This is a genomic window from Flavobacterium xizangense (assembly GCF_054075145.1).
On sequence record NZ_JBSIPG010000001.1, the window covers coordinates 200,346 to 216,951 of the forward strand.

A 16,606-nucleotide genomic window follows, 5' to 3' on the forward strand; every position below is an offset into this window, starting at 1 on the left:
TTTATATGGCAAAAGCAAAATTTATACTCAAAGAACCTAGCTCCAAAAATAACACTTTGGTCTATTTAATTTATAACTACCAGTACTCAAGATTTAAATATTCGACTGGCGAAAGCATAAATCCTAAATTTTGGAATCCAACAAGCCAGCGAGCTAAGGAAACAAAGCAGTTTAAAGAATATCCTGAATTCAATACTAGACTGGATAAAATTGAAAGCGCAATTAAAAACGTTTTCCGCAGATTATTGAATGATGGAATTCAGCCAACAAATATTTTACTGAAAAAGGAAATTGAAAACGAATTAAGTGACCATCGTTTAAAACCTAAAAAGAAAAGCTTTTTGAATTTTGTCGAAAATTACATTGAGGAAAGCAAGCTAAATAAAAGAGAGGGAACAATAAAAGTTTACAATACCACTTTCAAATATCTAAAAGAATATTCCTCTAAATACAAAAACATTGACTTCGAAAATGTTACTTTAGAATTTTACAATCACTATACAGCATTTCTTGCGCAAGAACACAAATTATCTGCAAATACTGTTGGCAAACATATCAAGACTATCAAGTCTTTTATGAATGAAGCCACTGAAAGAGGCATAAATGAAAATCTAGAATTTAGAAAAAAGAAGTTCAAAACAATTCGTGAAGAAGCTGATACAGTATATTTAAGTATCAAGGAACTTCAACAATTTGAAAAACTAAATTTATCAGCAACGCCCAAACTAGATAAAGTAAGAGATTTGTTTTTGATTGGCTGTTATACTGGATTAAGGTTTTCAGACTTTACGCAGATACAACCCGAAAACATAAATAGTGAAAACACAATGCTTTTTATCAGGACACTAAAAACTAGTGAGCGTGTTGCAATTCCACTGCACAAAACAGTTAGAAAGATTTTAAAGAAATACAAAAACAAACTTCCAGTAGCATATACTAATCAAGTAATGAATAGTTATTTAAAAGATGTTGCGTGTTTAGCAAAAATAAAAGAGCTAGTAGAAACCACTATAACTCGTGGCGGAAAAGTAGAAAAATCTGTTCTACCAAAATTCAAGCTTATCTCAACACATACAGCAAGAAGAAGTTTTGCAACTAATTTATATATTGCAGATATTCCTGCAATATCAATAATGAAAATTACAGGACATAAAACAGAGCGTTCTTTTATGCAATATATTAGAATTACTCAGGAACAAAATGCAGATAAACTATTAACTCATGCTTTCTTTCAATAATGGAAATAATTAGACTTCAACAGTTTCAAAATGATTTTAATTCAGTTGCTGAAAAATCACCTAATAAACCACTAGTTATTGAAAAAGAACTAGAAGAAATAAATAAATATCTAAACTTTGATTTAGCTGAAACTTATAAAAAACCTAAAATCCTTAGATTTTACTCGCACCCTAAACCTCAAAGAATATTTAATATAAATATCCCTAATTACTTAAGAGATATTTTTTCCGAGGCTTTTAATAGCTATCTTACATACGGAACTTATAATCAGGAAAAACATCCAAACGAAGAAATTGAAAGTTTTCAAAAGAAATTGAATACGGCTGAACAAGCTTTTGAACTATTTGAATATTACAAATGGCTTAAAAAACAACTTACTACGAAAACCAAAACAAAGCCAAGCATTACTTTAAATCATCAAGAAAAAATCCTTGCACTTCATTTTTTAGGAATGGACACAATAAATCTTAATGCTACTAAAACAGCAAAAATGCTTAGTGCAATTTTAGGACTTGATGAACAGAACACTAGAGAAATTCTAGGGGCATTATATATAAATGCAGTTAACAATCCAGTACGAACAAAAAAACATTTTGAAAACCTACAACATCATTTTGAAAATATTGGATTAAGTGAAATTTCAAAAAAAATAAAAGATGAAATCTCAGAATTAAAATAAATATGTAGTACTACACATAATTACTACTCGCTATACTTCATAACATCTTTGCGTCATTAAAAACTTAAATACAGTAAAATAATGACAAAAATGATGTTTACCACAATCGAGCTTCCTGAGCTTAAAAAAATTGTAGAAGAAGCAATTTTAAATCAGTTAAAACATTTTGTTCCTGTTGTTGAACAAAAGAATCCGCAATTACTTACAAGAAAACAAACTGCTGATTTTCTTTGTATCTCATTACCCACACTTCACGACTGGACTAAAACAGGAATTATTCAAGCACATCGAATAGGAAATCGAGTGCTTTATAAATTTGAAGAAATCAATAATTCTTTAAGTCAAATCAACACTTCAACAATGAAAGGAGGTCGTTATGGAAACTAAGAAAAACGACTACTCCGTTATTGTCTTTTTTGAAAACGAACCAAAGCCTAAAAAGTGGAATTACGTTCATAAGCTAAACGGCTTTTCAATGTTTCTAAATAAAGAGCATTCAAACTGGGCGTATATGAATATTTACGAACGTAGAACTGGCAAATATTTGAAACGTTTTCACAAAGGCAATTTTATACCACCGTTTATCTAACCTCATTTTTTTTTAACCTTTAAAACTAACAACCTTCAATTAATAACTTTTAATAATAAACCTTTTAATGGTTTTAATTAATGTACAACGATTCAGATTATGATAGTTAAAAATACATACGGAACAAGTGTTGCTTTTTCACTTCGGGAATTTGGCGTAATACCAAAAGAAGAGTTTACTGGCTCGGCATTACAACGTAAAAAACAACCGCCAAAAGAAAAAACTGAAAAAGAAGCAACCGCAAACAAACCAAAAGCAATAAAACAAAAAGAAGTTAAACTTCGTTTTTTATCAAAACGCTCAAAGCAAAAAATTAGAAAGAAGCTTATTTGCTTTGCAAGATGCCACAAAAAACTAAGCTTCGTAACACTTACATTTTTAAACAAAGTTACAGATGAACAAGCAGTAAATATTTTGCGAAAGTTCATCGACAATGTAAAAAAGCGAAGCGTAAATCTTCAATATCTGTGGGTAGCAGAACGACAAACAAAAAACGACATGTTCAAAGGGAATATTCACTTTCACATGATTACCAACAAATATTGGAAAATTGAAAAATGGTGGAATTACTGGCTTGATTTGCAAAAGAAAAACGGAGTAATTCCGAGAGATAAAAATTACAAACCGTCTTCCGCTTTTGATGTTAGAGAATTAAATTCAAACAACATCAGGTCAATCGCTTCTTACGTGACAAAATACGTTACAAAGAACAACGATAAATTCAAATGCCAAGTTTGGAATTGCTCAAGACAAGTTTCAGAACTCTATACTGATTTTTATACAGATTCTAGCTATGTAGATGAATTTAAAAAATTAGATGCTATATTAAAAGAATTTGAAGTAAAAGACCATAGCAACCGATTAATTATTAATGTAAAAATGATAAACCTAAACAGGCAAACATTACCACTCTACAAAAGATTGGATGATAAAAACAAAGCAATAACCAACTAAAAACAAAAAATTATGATAACTAAAAATACAATAATAAAAGATTTACCAAAACACATAAAGCTTGCAACGTATGATTCGAATGACGAAGAACTTTTTCTTTGCGAATACACATTAGCAACTTTAATTTACAACGGAGCAACATTTAATCAACTTTTTGAAGTTGCAAATGAAATTGAGGATAAAAAAGAGAGAGAACTTATACGAGAAATTATCATCGATATGGTTTTAGTATTTATAAATCTCAATCCTGAATATGCCTATATAATAAACAACCATAAAAATGTAATTGAATTTTTAAACAATTTAAGTTTAAAATTCAGTTATGAAGACTAGAATTAATCAATTAATTTTAAAGCATACCAAACTAATCAGTATGCTTTAAAATTATTGACGATTAATTAAAAAGATGAACGATTACATCTATTCAAACCTAAAACTACTTGCATTAAATAAAGATTGTAATGAAGCTTGAAATTGTTGTGATTTACTAATTGCTTCACTTGTGTCTACAGGGATGGGAATTAAAAACTGATTAGCCCATACATCTTTTTTAAGTTCAGGCTGACTTGCTGTTTGACTTAAATAATATATCTGTTTACGACAATACTCACTTCTCAATGAGAACCATAATAAATAACCCTCTTCTATTGTCCTTGGTCGAATTACTAAAAAACCACTTGTACAAAGTGCATCATCAAATTCTTCAGGAACTAAAACCACTGTACCTCGAGAACTAATGTTCAATGCAAATAAAATGTCTCCTTTTTTAATTCTGAATTCTGCTCTTGTAGGTAATTGATCAAAAGTTCCTGAAATATGTTTCATAATTAATCCATATTCAGTTACATCTCCAATTTCAATGTACTTAAATACTTCACCACTTTCAGTTAATTTCTTTTTATCTTCTTTTGTAAATTTAGTGGCAAGCTTAAAATCTTTACCAACTTTCAAGTTGATTACCTTCTTTTTATTTAAATCAGATAATTGCTTTCTTAATTTAATCAATTCTGGTGAATAATAATAAGCATCCAAACGTTTAGATTCAATTTCTTCAGGAGCTAATAACCAAACTTGCTCCGGACATTCTAAATTTTCATTTTTATCCTCATTATCCTTAATCAACTGATTAAATTTTCCTGTACGTTGCCATTCCATATAAATATTAAGAATGTCATTAAGATTGTTTTTTTCGGGAGTATCTTTTAATGAATTATCATGACCTATGTTATTACTAATCGACATAAAAACATGTCCTTGGTTATCCGATTTATCCTTTTTCTTCCTAGCATGAAAAATCGATGTCTTAATATTTGCTTTTGCTTTAAAAAACGCATTAAAAGGAAGCGAATGCACGCCTAATATAACAAAATTATCTAAAAGCCATTCCCTTACATCAGCACAAGTTGAGCCATTTAAAATTGTATCGTCAAAGACAATCAACATCTCTCCTCCAGGTTTTAACAATTCCAAATATCTATCTAGAAATAGGATGTTTGATTTTGCAGATTTCATAAATCTCGATAGATCCCTTTGAAGCAGAATTCTCTCTTCAGCTTCATTAGTACTCTTATAAGTCATACTGAAAGGAGGATTACTAAGAACTAAATCAAAAGTATTTGCTTTAACTTTTTCCTTGTGCTCTTTTACTTCTTCTTCTTTTTCATTAGTCATATCCTCTTCAACGTCTGGGCTATTATCTAAACCATCTCCATGAAATATATGACTACCACCATCTCCATGAAGATACATATTTATTCGAGCGATTCGTGCTACTCGCTCATTAGCTTCAACTCCATATAAACATTCGTTACAAATATTATCTTTTAGAGCTTGCTTTTCTTTTTCATTAAAACGAGTATCGTCTCTCAACCCAGATAATAAATAAGCCATTACTTCAATAAGAAAACCAGCGGTACCAGAACAGGCATCAATTGTCTTTGGGGGTGTCACTACATTAAAGTCATTACGCTGTAATGCTATTCTAGTCATAAAATCTACCACTGGTCTTGGGGTAAAATACTGCCCTAAACCTCTTCCTCTAACCGCCGCGTTTAAAAAAACTTCAAACATTCTACCATTTAAATCTTCATCTATTGAACTAAGATTTATAGTTTGGAATTTTTTGATAAGTTCTTTACATGTTGATGCGCTTAATGTCAAAGTTTCACTTTTATCAAAAATACGCTTCTTACCTTTTAAAATTGCACTTTCTAAATCTTGATGCAATTGTCTAAATAAAACATCTCGAACAGGATGCTTAGAAGTTCCCTCTTGAGCAGACAACCATTCAATAGTAAGTGGTAATTTGTATCCTTCTATATTACCCGTAATTGCTTCACGTTTTTTATCTTCTCTGATTTTTATAAAAATAAATTTACAAAATTCAAAAAATGCGTCAGTTGGATTGAGTTTTTCCTTTTTCCAAATCATATCGTGACATTCCGAAAACAAAAGATTTAACTTGTCCGGTGCCATAACATCAAATGAAAGCCCGCCAAGGACAAATTCATCAACTGCTTTAAATTTTATGTATGTTCTTAAATTAACATATGGAGGTGAACCACTAGCAAAATCTGACAATTGCAAAGTAACCATTGGAACGACACTATCAATTTTATAAAGTGATGTTATATGGCCATTACTAATCAATAGCCATTGAATTCGTTCATGTTGAGCTTTATCTTTATTGTAACTCAAGGCATAACTTGCAGTTTGTCCCCACGCTTCTTCTAAGTTAATAGATGGGTCTTTCGCTTCAACAACCACCTTATAATGTCCCGTTGAGCTTTTTAATATAAAATCAACCTCTTTTTTAGATTTCTTCGTTCCGTCATTTATAACTAATGAATCTATTCGTTGCTTAGGAATTATAGAAGTATCAGGATACCCTAGATCATTAAAAATTTTAGACAATAAGCGCGTCTCAACTTGTGCCTCTGTCTTTAAATCATTAACACTAAGATTAAAAAGTGTACTAAATTGGTTAATAAGTTTTTTCACGGTAATTCTGTCTTGTTTCTACAAATTAAATCATAAATGTCGCAAAAAATAAAAATATTTTTATTTAATATACAGCATTTGTTAACAGAGGGTGGCAAAGTATCAAAATTTTTCGTCCCCTCATTTGTCCCCTAGAAAAAAGAAAGCCTTACAAACGCAATGTTTATAAGGCTTTCTAGGTTTTGAATGTGGTCCCACCTGGGCTCGAACCAGGGACCACCTGATTATGAGTCAGGTGCTCTAACCAGCTGAGCTATAGGACCGGTTTGAGGATGCAATATTACTACTATTTTTCATTCACTCCAAATATTTTAAGACATCATTTGTATTTAATTCTATTTTGAAGTATCAGTATTAAAAAACGAGATTGATTTTCAATACCTTATTTAAAAACAAAAAAAACTTTTTTTTTATTTAATTTCCTGGCAAAGCTCCACTAAAACGCCATTGGTATTCTTCGGATGTAGAAAAACAACCAATTTATTGTCGGCGCCTTTCTTCGGAACTTCGTTTATCAGAACAAAACCTTCGCTTTTTAAACGAGCAATTTCGGCTTCGATATCATCAACATCAAAAGCAATGTGATGAATTCCTTCTCCTTTTTTCTCTAAAAATTTTGCAATCGGACTTTCGGGATTGGTTGCGACTAAAAGTTCGATTTTATTATTTCCTGTCTGAAAAAAAGAAGTCAAAACGCCTTCGCTTTCTACAGCTTCCATTTTATAGGATGGAACACCCAGCATTTTTTCGAACAATACATTTGCATCGTCCATATTTTTTACTGCAATCCCAATATGTTCTATCTTATTTACCATTATATCAAATTTATTGGTTAACGTACGTATTAAAGTAACCACATTCTGCAATCACATCCTGATAATATTTCGTATCCGAATAATCCTTTCTTAATGCTTTGAATGAATTCCAGGCAATAAAATTAATTTTATCATCTTGAATTTCCCAGTAATTATTAACGTCATTGTATTTTTTATTGTAATAGTCATTTCGTTCGCATTTCGAAATCAGGTACAAACATTTTGCTTTTTGCTCTTTATTTGAAGCCGCTTCAAAAGCCTTTTGATAATACATTTTCGAAACTGAATTATTCGTAATCATTTCTTTCATTGTATTTCTGAACGAATACGGACTTGAGCCATAACCTACAATGCTAATTTCATAGAAAGTTCTTCCGTTTCCAAAATGCGAAATATTATAAAATGCATTTCCTAATAAAAGACTATTCGTGTAAACATCTTCTTTCTGCGCTAGTTTATCCTGCATATCTTTGATTGTAGTCAGAAAATCCATTTGAGAATATTTCTTTTTCTGATACGCTGCATGCTCACAATCATGACAATCTTTAATATTTCCGTTAAACGGATTTCCTAAAAACTTATAATACTGAACAGAATCTGCTTGTTTCATAAATTCAATTGCTTCCGGAATCTTATTCTTGAAAGTCGCCTGAACTGCCTGAAAATTATTAATATCTTTCAGTTTCAAACTATAAATTCCTGCGCCAATTTTTTCAATTTCGGTTTTATTCTGTTTGGATAAAAATGATTTTATATCTAACAAATTCTTCTCATTATCATAAAAAGCATTTCCGTCGTTCCAATAACTATAACGGGATTCACCAAAAATCTCAGCCATTACAAAATCTCCTTTTTCCCTGTAAAGCGTTGACAAATAACTTCTGCTCCAGGATGAAGCGTTTTGATAGCGAAATTCCTGCCCTTTATATGTTTTTGGAAGTTCATAATACAGCCAATTCAAGTCGGCAATAATTGTTTTTTCATTTTTATCGGTCAGCTTGTCGATTTTGCTTAGATTATTCACAAAACGAAGTAATCTGAGCTGAAATCCTGCCAATTCTGTTTTAGGAAGCGTTTTTGTCGCTTTGTCAAAACTTTTATCTGCATTTGCATATTCTCCTTTTAAAGCTTGAAGATATCCCAAAGACAAATCCCATAAATACGGTTTTTGAGTATTTCCTGCATTTGAAATTTTTGCAATTAACGCAAATGCTTCATTATTAAGTTTAGCAAGATTTTCTGTTTTATTTTCAGCAACTGTTTGTATTTTCTCCTTCGTATTTTCTCCAGCTTCTTGTTTAAACGAATTATTTATTGCCTGTTCCTGTTTATTTACCAATCGGGTTGCGAGATAATTCAAATGTTCGCTTTTCGGATCTAATTCGTAAATTTTTTCAATTGCCTGTTTTTCATCTTTATAAAAACCGTGAATGGCCCAGAGCGCCGCTTTTTCATCGTTGCTTTTTGCCATTGCAAGCGCTTTATTCCAGTCGGCATTGTTTTTCGGACTAAAACTGTAGGCCGTTACAACTCGCAATTCAGGACATTTATCAAAAACTTTAGCATATAAATAATTCGAAACTGCGTATTTCTTTTGCTTATAATTAATTCCTGCAACATAAGAAAGCGCTCTATAATACAAGGTGTTTTTTGGAACTGAGCTTTCTGTTTTATTAAAAAAATCAATTGCTTTTTGCTTGTCATTACTGTAAAAACGAGCTTTCATAGTAAGAAACCAATAACGATTTTTCAAAAACGGATCTGAAGTAGTGTTATATACATTTTCAATTGACTGAATCATTTTTGCATCCTTAAAAGTTTTTGCCACTACAGGATCATAACTCCAATAATCTTCGCCAATCGATACGGTCTCAATTTTTTGAGCCAAATACAAAAACTCAACAAAACTCTTTACTTTTTCATCTTTCAAATTGAGCTTTTTATTCCATTTCTGAACTGTTTTATTCTCTTTTTTAGTTTTGTAATAAACATGAAGATCTGCAATTTCTTCTTTGTTTTTAATTACATTTTTATCGTCAGAATAATAACGCGGCTTTTCATCTCCAATTAAAAAATAATTAACTGTAGTGGTATCTGCTTTTCCTTTTAAGTACGAAGCCCAATCTGATTTTATGTTTTTATTGAATCGGGAATTATGCTCTGTATCAAATTCGATTCCATAAAAAATGGAGCCAGATAAAAACAGTGGCGAATAAGATTTATCTGCAAAAGTTTCTGGCGTAAAATTCGAATTATATCCAAAAAAATCCCAGTCGTCTCCGCCGGCACATGCATAAATCACTCCGTAAACCGAAAGCAGACCAACACTAAAAACAAGAAACAGTTTGTTCGAAAATATTCTTTTCATAATTTTTTAAATTGAATTCATCTAAATCGTAAAATATAATTTCTCTAGGAGCCTGAGCTGAATTTTCACTCAAATCTTCGGCCATGTTTTTTAAATCTTCGGAAGAAATTGCTTCCATTTTAAGTATATCATTTTCTTCATAATAAACCCCTTTTTTATAATTAGATTGTTTGACTTTAAAAAAAATCGGACTGATTTGTTCAAAGTTTTTATCTTTTTTAAGTTCGGCAAAATTTAGTTTTGACCGAAGTCCCAAAACCTTTTGATTCCTAATATGAATTGCCCAAGAATATATGGGCAATGCAAAATCTAAATGAAGTGGATAATGTTTTAAACTTTGAAGATATTTTTCTGAAATTTCCCGATTATAAATCGAATTTAGAGAATCTGGCGCAATACTTCCCATATTGTAAAACATCAAAACACCTGAATCGACATTTGGAATTTTAGTTTTCTTAAAATATTTAACCTGATGAAGTCGTATTGTAGCAGAGAGTTTTTTATTCGAAAGCTTTTTAATCTGTTCAATAAATTTAAGATAGTTGTCTTTACTATTTAAAGACCAATCGCAATCAATTTGGATTTCGGTACAATTAATTTTATTCTTTTTATTGATTTCGGAAATCAAATGAATCGTTTTTTCAGCCAAATCTTTAACATCAAGTTTCGCTTCAAGCATTACTTTATTCTGAATAAAAACGACTGGAACAATTTCAAAATTCTGAATATTTTCTTTAAAATGAATCGGGCTTATCGGAAATGGGTTTTGCGTTTGTGGATGAAGTCCGATATCAAAATACCGAATATATAGTTTACGGACATTATTGTCTTTCAATACTTTTCTCTCGGTTTCAGAAAATTTCAAATTGGTTTTCCAATAATAAAAAGCGATTGTAGGTTTGTCACTTTTGCTGCAGGCTGCCGACAAAAGAAAGAATAAAATCCAAAAAAATCTTTTAAACAAAACTAAGTGATATTACATTTGAGTTCAAAAGTAAGAAAATATTACTACAAAAAAGAGCGAAATCCGAAATTTGCAAATCCTAATAAATAGATAAAAAATTTCGATTAAAGCAAATATAATCGTTATTTTGTGCAATCAAATTCAAAAACGATTATGTTGAAAAACACTCTGAAATACATTTCACTTTTACTGGTATTTTTAATGATGAGCTGTGCCAAAAGAGGCAGTATTACAGGCGGATTAAAAGACACCCTTGCTCCTGTTATAAGATCAAGTTCACCTGAAAATTTCAGCACCAATTTTAAGGCCGATGAAATCATTTTGACATTTGATGAATATGTAAAATTGAAAAACTTAAACAAGCAGCTGATTATCTCGCCGCCAATGAAGCATCAGCCGCTTATATTGCCAACTAATGCAAGTAAATTCATCAGTATAAAAATCAAAGACACTTTACAGCCAAATACTACTTATAGTTTGAATTTTGGAGAAAGTATTGCAGATAATAATGAAGGAAACTCAATGCATCAGTTCAAATATGTTTTTTCGACTGGACCTTATATTGATTCACTTTCTATCAAAGGTATTATCAAAGACTCTTATGAAAAGTATGTCGATAATTTCGTTTCTGTTATGCTTTATGAGATAAATGACCAATATAAAGATTCTGTAGTTTACAAGGAATTTCCAAGATATATCACAAACACACTTGATAGTTTGCGTACTTTCAAATTAGAAAATTTAAAGGCCGGAAAATATCTTTTAGTTGCCATGAAAGACAAATCAAGCAACAACAAATTCAATCCGAAAGACGATAAAATTGGTTTTATAAAACATCCAATTACTGTTCCCAATGATACTATTTTTGAATTGGAATTATTCAAAGAAAAGTTGCCCTTAAAAACTTTAAAACCTATTCAGGCATCCGGAAACAGATTATTGCTTCCTTATGAAGGAAATCTGAATTTCAAAGTTACTAAGCCTAAAATTACGCTTAAAAACCACAATGATGTTCTGCAGACAATTGTCACTCAATTTCCTAAAAAAGATTCGCTACAAATTTGGTACAAACCATTAAAAACTGATTCGCTTTCTCTGGAAATTAATTCCGACAAGTACAACAAGAAATTCGGTTTTAAAATTAAAGATCTGAAAAAAGATACGCTGAATATCACAGCAGTTCAAAACGGAGTAATTAATTTTAGGGAGCGATTTACGCTAGAAACGGAAACTCCGCTTGTTAAAATTGACAGTTCTAAAATTTCATTAGTCAACAAAGATTCTGTTGCGGTGAAATACACTACTGAATATGATGAATTTGAGCAAAAATTATATTTGGATTTCAAAAAAGAGCCTCTGGAAAAATACCGTATTACTTTATTGCCAGGCGCTTTGACTGATTTTTATGATAAGTCGAATGATACTTTGTCTTATAAACTAACTACCAAGGAATTGGAAGATTACGGAAACTTAGTCGTGAATCTTCAAAATGTAAAACGTTTCCCAATTATTGTTGAAATTACCAGCAAAAAAGGAGATAAAGTACTTGCCAGCGCTTATTCTGAAGGTCAAACTAAAATTGAATTCAATTTAGTTGAGCCCGAAGCTTTTGCGATCCGCGTAATTTATGATGACAATAAAAATAAAGTTTATGACACTGGAAATTTCCTAACTAAAACATACGCAGAAGAAGTGTTTTATTTTCAAAAAGAAGTCGATGTCCGGTCGAATTGGGATGTTGATCAACCTATTGACTTAAGTATTCCTTTTAGTCCTGAAGTTGAGAGAAAAACAGATGAAAAGAAAAAGAAAGAAGCCGAAAAGAAACGAAAAGCCTTTTAGATCTTAATTTCGAATTCATCCTGATCACTTAAAAAATCAAGTTTTTTACGAGTTTCATACATGGTGTTTTTATCTAATTCTACGATAAAAACACCATTTTTTTCTTGTGGCTCTAAAATATAATTCCCTAAAAAATCAATCGCCTGCGAATGGCCGATGTGTTCGTAATTGTTGGCATCAAAACCAAGTCGGTTCACGCCAATTGTGTAACTCAAATTTTCAATGGCGCGCGCTTTCAGCAAAGCGTCCCATGCGTTGGTGCGTATTTTTGGCCAGTTGGCAACATATAAAAGCAAGTCGTAATTCTCTATATTTCGGGCAAAAACCGGAAATCTTAAATCGTAACAAACCTGCAGGCAAATTTTCCAATCTAAATATTCTACGATAACTTTTTCTGTTCCGGCAGTATAAAATCGGTCTTCTCCTGCCAGCGTGAACAAATGACGTTTATTATAATATTTAATTTCTCCCGAAGGAAAAACAAAAAACATTCGGTTGTAAAATTTTCCGTTTTCAGTAATTACTAAACTTCCAGTAACGGCAGCATTTTTTTGCTTCGCAACTTCTTTCATCCAAAGAACAGTTTCTCCTTGCATTGTTTCGGCAACAGCGGAAGCATTCATTGTAAATCCGGTCGAAAACATTTCGGGCAAAACAATCAAATTCACCTCAGAATCAATTGAATTTATTTCCGATTCGAAGTTTTTTCTGTTTTCCAAAGCATTTTCCCAATGCAGATCTGATTGTATAAGTGCGATTTTCATAATTCAAAAATACGAATTTTCAGCCAAATTATAATTTTTGCAAAAAAAGTGTTTTCTGCAAAATTTTCTCAAAAAGCGTCTAAAATCAATATTTCATGAGGAAATTAAAAACATATCAAACTTTTATTTTGCAAAAAAAATGCATTTTATGCAAAAAAAATGCAAAAGTGAAAAATTAATATATATATTTGACTTGCCAATAAAAACCAAAAAAAACATGAAAACCAAAGAATTATGAAAACAAGGCTAATTTCATTAGTATTTGCCGGAGGTATGATTTTCTCGGCAAATGCAAAAGAGACTGCAATAAAAACGCATCTTTTTGAACAGAAAAGCAATCAAACTGAAATTTCAGGTCAAGTTAAAGGCCAAGATGACGGAATGCCAATTGCCGGAGCTACAATTATTGCAAAAAGCAATAATAAAATTGCCACCGTAACAGATGAAAATGGAAGATTTAAACTGAATGTTCCTGAAAACGAAAGTCATATCATCATTTCGTACATGGGTTATGGAACATTAGAATTCAAATTAGACAATACAAAAGACGTAACGATAAGTTTAAAACCAGCCGAAAATGTTTTGGATCAGGTTTTGGTAACTGCATTAGGAGTTAAAAAAAGCGGGAAAGCAGTTTCTTATGCCGTAACCGAACTTAAAGGAACTGAATTTACTAAAGCAAAAGAAACCAATATTACAAATGCTTTAGTTGGAAAAATTGCCGGAGTAAACGTCAGCAGCACAGCAACAGGACCAAATGGTTCAAGCCGAGTTGTAATTCGTGGAAACGGTTCGTTAAACGGAAATAACCAGCCAATGTATGTAGTTAACGATTTACCGATTGACAATACACAGTTGAATCTGCCAGGTATTGGAAATGGTCCGGGATCGACCAGAATCAATGTCGATCGCGGTGACGGAACTTCAGTAATCAATCCAGACGATATCAAATCAATTACCGTTTTAAAAGGAGGAACAGCTGCGGCATTGTATGGCGCCAACGCTGCAAATGGAGTTATTTTAATTCAAACCAAACGAGGAACTGCCCAAAAAGGCATTGGAATTGAATACAATAGCTCTTTTACTTTTGAAACTCCATCCATTATACCAGATTGGCAGTATGAATACGGTTCTGGTCATAACGGGCAAAAACCAGCTAATCAAGCTGAAGCCATTGCTGACGGGCGCTGGTCGTGGGGAGCAAAAATGGACGGAACAAATGTTGTTCAGTTCGACGGCGTTGCCCGACCTTATGTAGCACAAAAAAACAACATCAAAAACTTCTACCAAACCGGAACTACTTTTATTAATTCAGTCGCTTTATCTGGAGGATCTGAAAAAGCAACTGGACGTTTGTCGTTTTCGAATTTAGAAAACGAAAGTATTTTGCCAAATTCTGGTTTCAACCGCAAAACATTCAACTTGGCTAGTAATGTAAATTTGACAGACTGGTTGAAATTTGATGTTGTAACGCAATATAATTTAGAAAAATCGGCTAACAGACCAACCGTTTCTGATGCTGAAGCAAATGCAAACTGGGGAACTTATATGATTGCTAATACTGTTGACATCAGAAATCTTGCCCCAGGTTATGACGAAAACGGCATTGAAGAAGCATGGAATCCTGTAGCTGTAGCGACAAATCCTTATTTCGTAGTCAATAAAATTAAAAATAACGATACCAAAAATCGTTTTATCGGGATGTTAAATGTAAAATTGAATTTTACACCTGAACTTTTTCTGCAAGGCCGAATTGGACAAGATTATACCGATTATGAGTTCTTTGGATACATTCCAAAAACAACATTAAATAATCCTGTTGGTTATGCGCAAGGTTCCAGAATGAAACTTTCAAATTTAAATACCGAAGCAATTTTAAATTATACTAAAAAGAATTTCTACAAAGATTTCTCTTTAAATGCCTTAGTTGGGGTAAACTCCCGAACTACTTTGAGAGATGAAACTAAAGTGGAAGGATCTGGTTATGTATTAGATGATTTTTATGCTTTAAGTAACTTACAGACCCTTACCTATTCTTATCCTTACGGAAAAACAAAAACAAATTCGGTTTACGGCTCTGCCGATTTCGATTATAAAAATGTCATTTTCTTAAATTTCACTGGACGTCAGGATTGGTTCTCTACACTTTCTGCAGAAAATAATACGGTATTTTATCCTTCAGTTGGAACGAGTATCATTGTTTCCGATTTATTAAAAATGCCAGAATGGGTTTCATTTGCAAAATTAAGAAGTTCTTGGGCTCAGGTTGGAGGTGCAACTCCAGATCCTTATGCTTTGAATCAATCTTATTCGATGGTTCAAGGCGGACATAACGGACAACAATTACAAGGACCGACAAGCAGCAGAGTTCCAAATTCAACTTTAAGTCCGCTGACTTCAACAACATTTGAAATTGGTACTGATTTAGGTTTTTTCAACAACAGATTAAATCTTGATTTTGCCTGGTACAATCGTGCAACAACAAATGATATTGTTGAAACTACAGTCTCAACAAGTTCTGGAGCAAATACTGCGTTGCTAAATCTTGGAAAAATGAAAAATACTGGTGTTGAATTTTTACTTAGCGGAAAAATCATCAACAATCAGGATTTTTCATGGGATGCTACCTTCAACGGATCTTATAATAAAAATACAGTTCAGGCACTTACAGATGATTTGAATTCTATTACAATGGCAACTTCCGTTAACGGATACGTTACCATTACAAGTGATGTTGGTCGTCCATATAGTATTATAAAAGGTTACAAACCATTAAAAGATGCTAACGGAAATACAGTTTATAATGTGAGCGGAGGATCTGCTAGTATTGCCAGAGGACCACTTGAAGAATTAGGACAAGGTGTTCATCCTTGGGGTGCGGGAATCAACAATGAATTCAAATACAAAGCAGTATCCTTCAGCTTTTTAATTGATGGAAAATTTGGCGGAAGCTTATATTCTGGAACCGATTTATACGGAACGCGTATGGGATTAACTAAATTGACATTAGAAGGCCGTGAAACTGGATTACCCATTTCAGGAGTTGATACAAACGGAAACCCTGTAAACATGGTAATAGCACCCGAAAATCTAAGAACTTATTATGACGGTTTAAGAAACATTTCATCAACTTTTATTTATGACGCAAGCTTTATCAAATTAAGACAAGTAATTGTTGGTTATGACTTACCGCTTGAAAGAATAAAAGCATTGGCTAAACTTCAGAGTCTTTCTGTTTCTTTTGTGGCCAGAAATTTATTCATCCTTTACAAGAAAACGCCAAACGTTGATCCGGAATCTGTATTTAGTGCAGGGAATGCTCAAGGTGTAGAGCAATTTGGATTGCCTAAAACAAGAAGCTTTGGTTTAAGCTTAAACGTTAAATTTTAAAT

General features: G+C 32.1%; 13 protein-coding genes and 1 tRNA gene. 8 read left to right on the forward strand and 6 right to left on the reverse strand.

All coding sequences use genetic code 11. The features are described 5' to 3' along the window. Positions 1–5: 5 nt before the first annotated feature. The 6 genes from ACWA1B_RS00850 (at position 6) to ACWA1B_RS00875 (ending at position 3,794) form a co-directional block, all read left to right on the forward strand. Complete coding sequence (locus ACWA1B_RS00850) at positions 6–1,238, forward strand: tyrosine-type recombinase/integrase (RefSeq protein WP_456903913.1); 1,233 nt, start codon at positions 6–8, stop codon at positions 1,236–1,238. Next, positions 1,238–1,918: a hypothetical protein gene (locus ACWA1B_RS00855; protein ID WP_456903915.1), complete on the forward strand. Its 681-nt coding sequence runs from the start codon at positions 1,238–1,240 to the stop codon at positions 1,916–1,918. Before ACWA1B_RS00850 ends, ACWA1B_RS00855 begins: the two co-directional genes overlap by 1 nt. 90 nt (positions 1,919–2,008) lie before the next feature. Continuing rightward, positions 2,009–2,305 (forward strand): helix-turn-helix domain-containing protein, encoded by a 297-nt coding sequence (locus ACWA1B_RS00860; RefSeq protein ID WP_162615539.1) that lies wholly within the window; start codon positions 2,009–2,011, stop codon positions 2,303–2,305. Then, positions 2,295–2,507, forward strand: coding sequence for a hypothetical protein (locus ACWA1B_RS00865; protein ID WP_089054700.1), 213 nt, complete (start codon positions 2,295–2,297; stop codon positions 2,505–2,507). The genes ACWA1B_RS00860 and ACWA1B_RS00865 overlap by 11 nt, the downstream gene beginning before the upstream one ends. A gap of 99 nt (positions 2,508–2,606) precedes the next feature. Beyond that, entirely contained in the window at positions 2,607–3,461 is an 855-nt protein-coding gene (locus tag ACWA1B_RS00870; RefSeq protein ID WP_456903917.1) for a rolling circle replication-associated protein, read from the forward strand. Between the two features lie 12 nt (positions 3,462–3,473). Beyond that, a complete protein-coding gene (locus ACWA1B_RS00875; RefSeq protein ID WP_456903918.1) occupies positions 3,474–3,794 on the forward strand; it encodes a hypothetical protein in 321 nt (106 codons plus the stop codon). Positions 3,795–3,881: 87 nt separating this feature from the next. On the opposite strand, the gene ACWA1B_RS00880 is transcribed toward ACWA1B_RS00875, so the two are convergent. The 5 genes from ACWA1B_RS00880 to ACWA1B_RS00900 all read right to left on the reverse strand — a co-directional run bounded on the left by ACWA1B_RS00880 (position 3,882) and on the right by ACWA1B_RS00900 (position 10,608). Continuing rightward, the gene (locus tag ACWA1B_RS00880) at positions 3,882–6,461 is read right to left on the reverse strand and encodes an N-6 DNA methylase (RefSeq protein WP_456903919.1); all 2,580 of its coding nucleotides are present in this window, start codon (positions 6,459–6,461) and stop codon (positions 3,882–3,884) included. A gap of 189 nt (positions 6,462–6,650) precedes the next feature. After that, positions 6,651–6,724: transfer RNA gene (locus ACWA1B_RS00885), tRNA-Ile, on the reverse strand. Positions 6,725–6,871: 147 nt separating this feature from the next. Then, positions 6,872–7,276, reverse strand: coding sequence for a methylmalonyl-CoA epimerase (mce, locus tag ACWA1B_RS00890; protein WP_456903920.1), 405 nt, complete (start codon positions 7,274–7,276; stop codon positions 6,872–6,874). Between the two features lie 10 nt (positions 7,277–7,286). Next, on the reverse strand, positions 7,287–9,644 hold the full coding sequence (locus ACWA1B_RS00895) for a hypothetical protein (protein ID WP_456903922.1): 2,358 nt from the start codon (positions 9,642–9,644) through the stop codon (positions 7,287–7,289). Then, positions 9,604–10,608, reverse strand: coding sequence for a hypothetical protein (locus ACWA1B_RS00900; protein ID WP_456903923.1), 1,005 nt, complete (start codon positions 10,606–10,608; stop codon positions 9,604–9,606). The genes ACWA1B_RS00895 and ACWA1B_RS00900 overlap by 41 nt, the downstream gene beginning before the upstream one ends. A gap of 153 nt (positions 10,609–10,761) precedes the next feature. On the opposite strand from ACWA1B_RS00900, the gene ACWA1B_RS00905 reads away from it, so the two are divergent. Further along, positions 10,762–12,450: an Ig-like domain-containing domain gene (locus ACWA1B_RS00905; protein ID WP_456903925.1), complete on the forward strand. Its 1,689-nt coding sequence runs from the start codon at positions 10,762–10,764 to the stop codon at positions 12,448–12,450. On the opposite strand, the gene ACWA1B_RS00910 is transcribed toward ACWA1B_RS00905, so the two are convergent. Beyond that, positions 12,447–13,214 carry a nitrilase family protein gene (locus tag ACWA1B_RS00910; RefSeq protein ID WP_456903927.1) on the reverse strand — a complete coding sequence of 256 codons (768 nt, stop codon included), beginning with the start codon at positions 13,212–13,214 and terminating at the stop codon, positions 12,447–12,449. The genes ACWA1B_RS00905 and ACWA1B_RS00910 overlap by 4 nt on opposite strands. A 234-nt stretch (positions 13,215–13,448) precedes the next feature. On the opposite strand from ACWA1B_RS00910, the gene ACWA1B_RS00915 reads away from it, so the two are divergent. Continuing rightward, positions 13,449–16,604, forward strand: a complete 3,156-nt coding sequence (locus ACWA1B_RS00915; RefSeq protein ID WP_456903929.1) for a SusC/RagA family TonB-linked outer membrane protein — start codon at positions 13,449–13,451, stop codon at positions 16,602–16,604. The last annotated feature ends 2 nt before the right edge of the window (positions 16,605–16,606 follow it).

Bases quoted from the DNA above. Each gene is read 5' to 3' on its own strand.
- ACWA1B_RS00850 (WP_456903913.1), top strand. From the start codon at position 6: ATGGCAAAAGCAAAATTTATACTCAAAGAACCTAGCTCCAAAAATAAC.
- ACWA1B_RS00855 (WP_456903915.1), top strand. From the start codon at position 1,238: ATGGAAATAATTAGACTTCAACAGTTTCAAAATGATTTTAATTCAGTT.
- ACWA1B_RS00860 (WP_162615539.1), top strand. From the start codon at position 2,009: ATGATGTTTACCACAATCGAGCTTCCTGAGCTTAAAAAAATTGTAGAA.
- ACWA1B_RS00865 (WP_089054700.1), top strand. From the start codon at position 2,295: ATGGAAACTAAGAAAAACGACTACTCCGTTATTGTCTTTTTTGAAAAC.
- ACWA1B_RS00870 (WP_456903917.1), top strand. From the start codon at position 2,607: ATGATAGTTAAAAATACATACGGAACAAGTGTTGCTTTTTCACTTCGG.
- ACWA1B_RS00875 (WP_456903918.1), top strand. From the start codon at position 3,474: ATGATAACTAAAAATACAATAATAAAAGATTTACCAAAACACATAAAG.
- mce (WP_456903920.1), bottom strand. From the start codon at position 7,276: ATGGTAAATAAGATAGAACATATTGGGATTGCAGTAAAAAATATGGAC.
- ACWA1B_RS00895 (WP_456903922.1), bottom strand. From the start codon at position 9,644: ATGAAAAGAATATTTTCGAACAAACTGTTTCTTGTTTTTAGTGTTGGT.
- ACWA1B_RS00905 (WP_456903925.1), top strand. From the start codon at position 10,762: ATGTTGAAAAACACTCTGAAATACATTTCACTTTTACTGGTATTTTTA.
- ACWA1B_RS00910 (WP_456903927.1), bottom strand. From the start codon at position 13,214: ATGAAAATCGCACTTATACAATCAGATCTGCATTGGGAAAATGCTTTG.
- ACWA1B_RS00915 (WP_456903929.1), top strand. From the start codon at position 13,449: ATGAAAACAAGGCTAATTTCATTAGTATTTGCCGGAGGTATGATTTTC.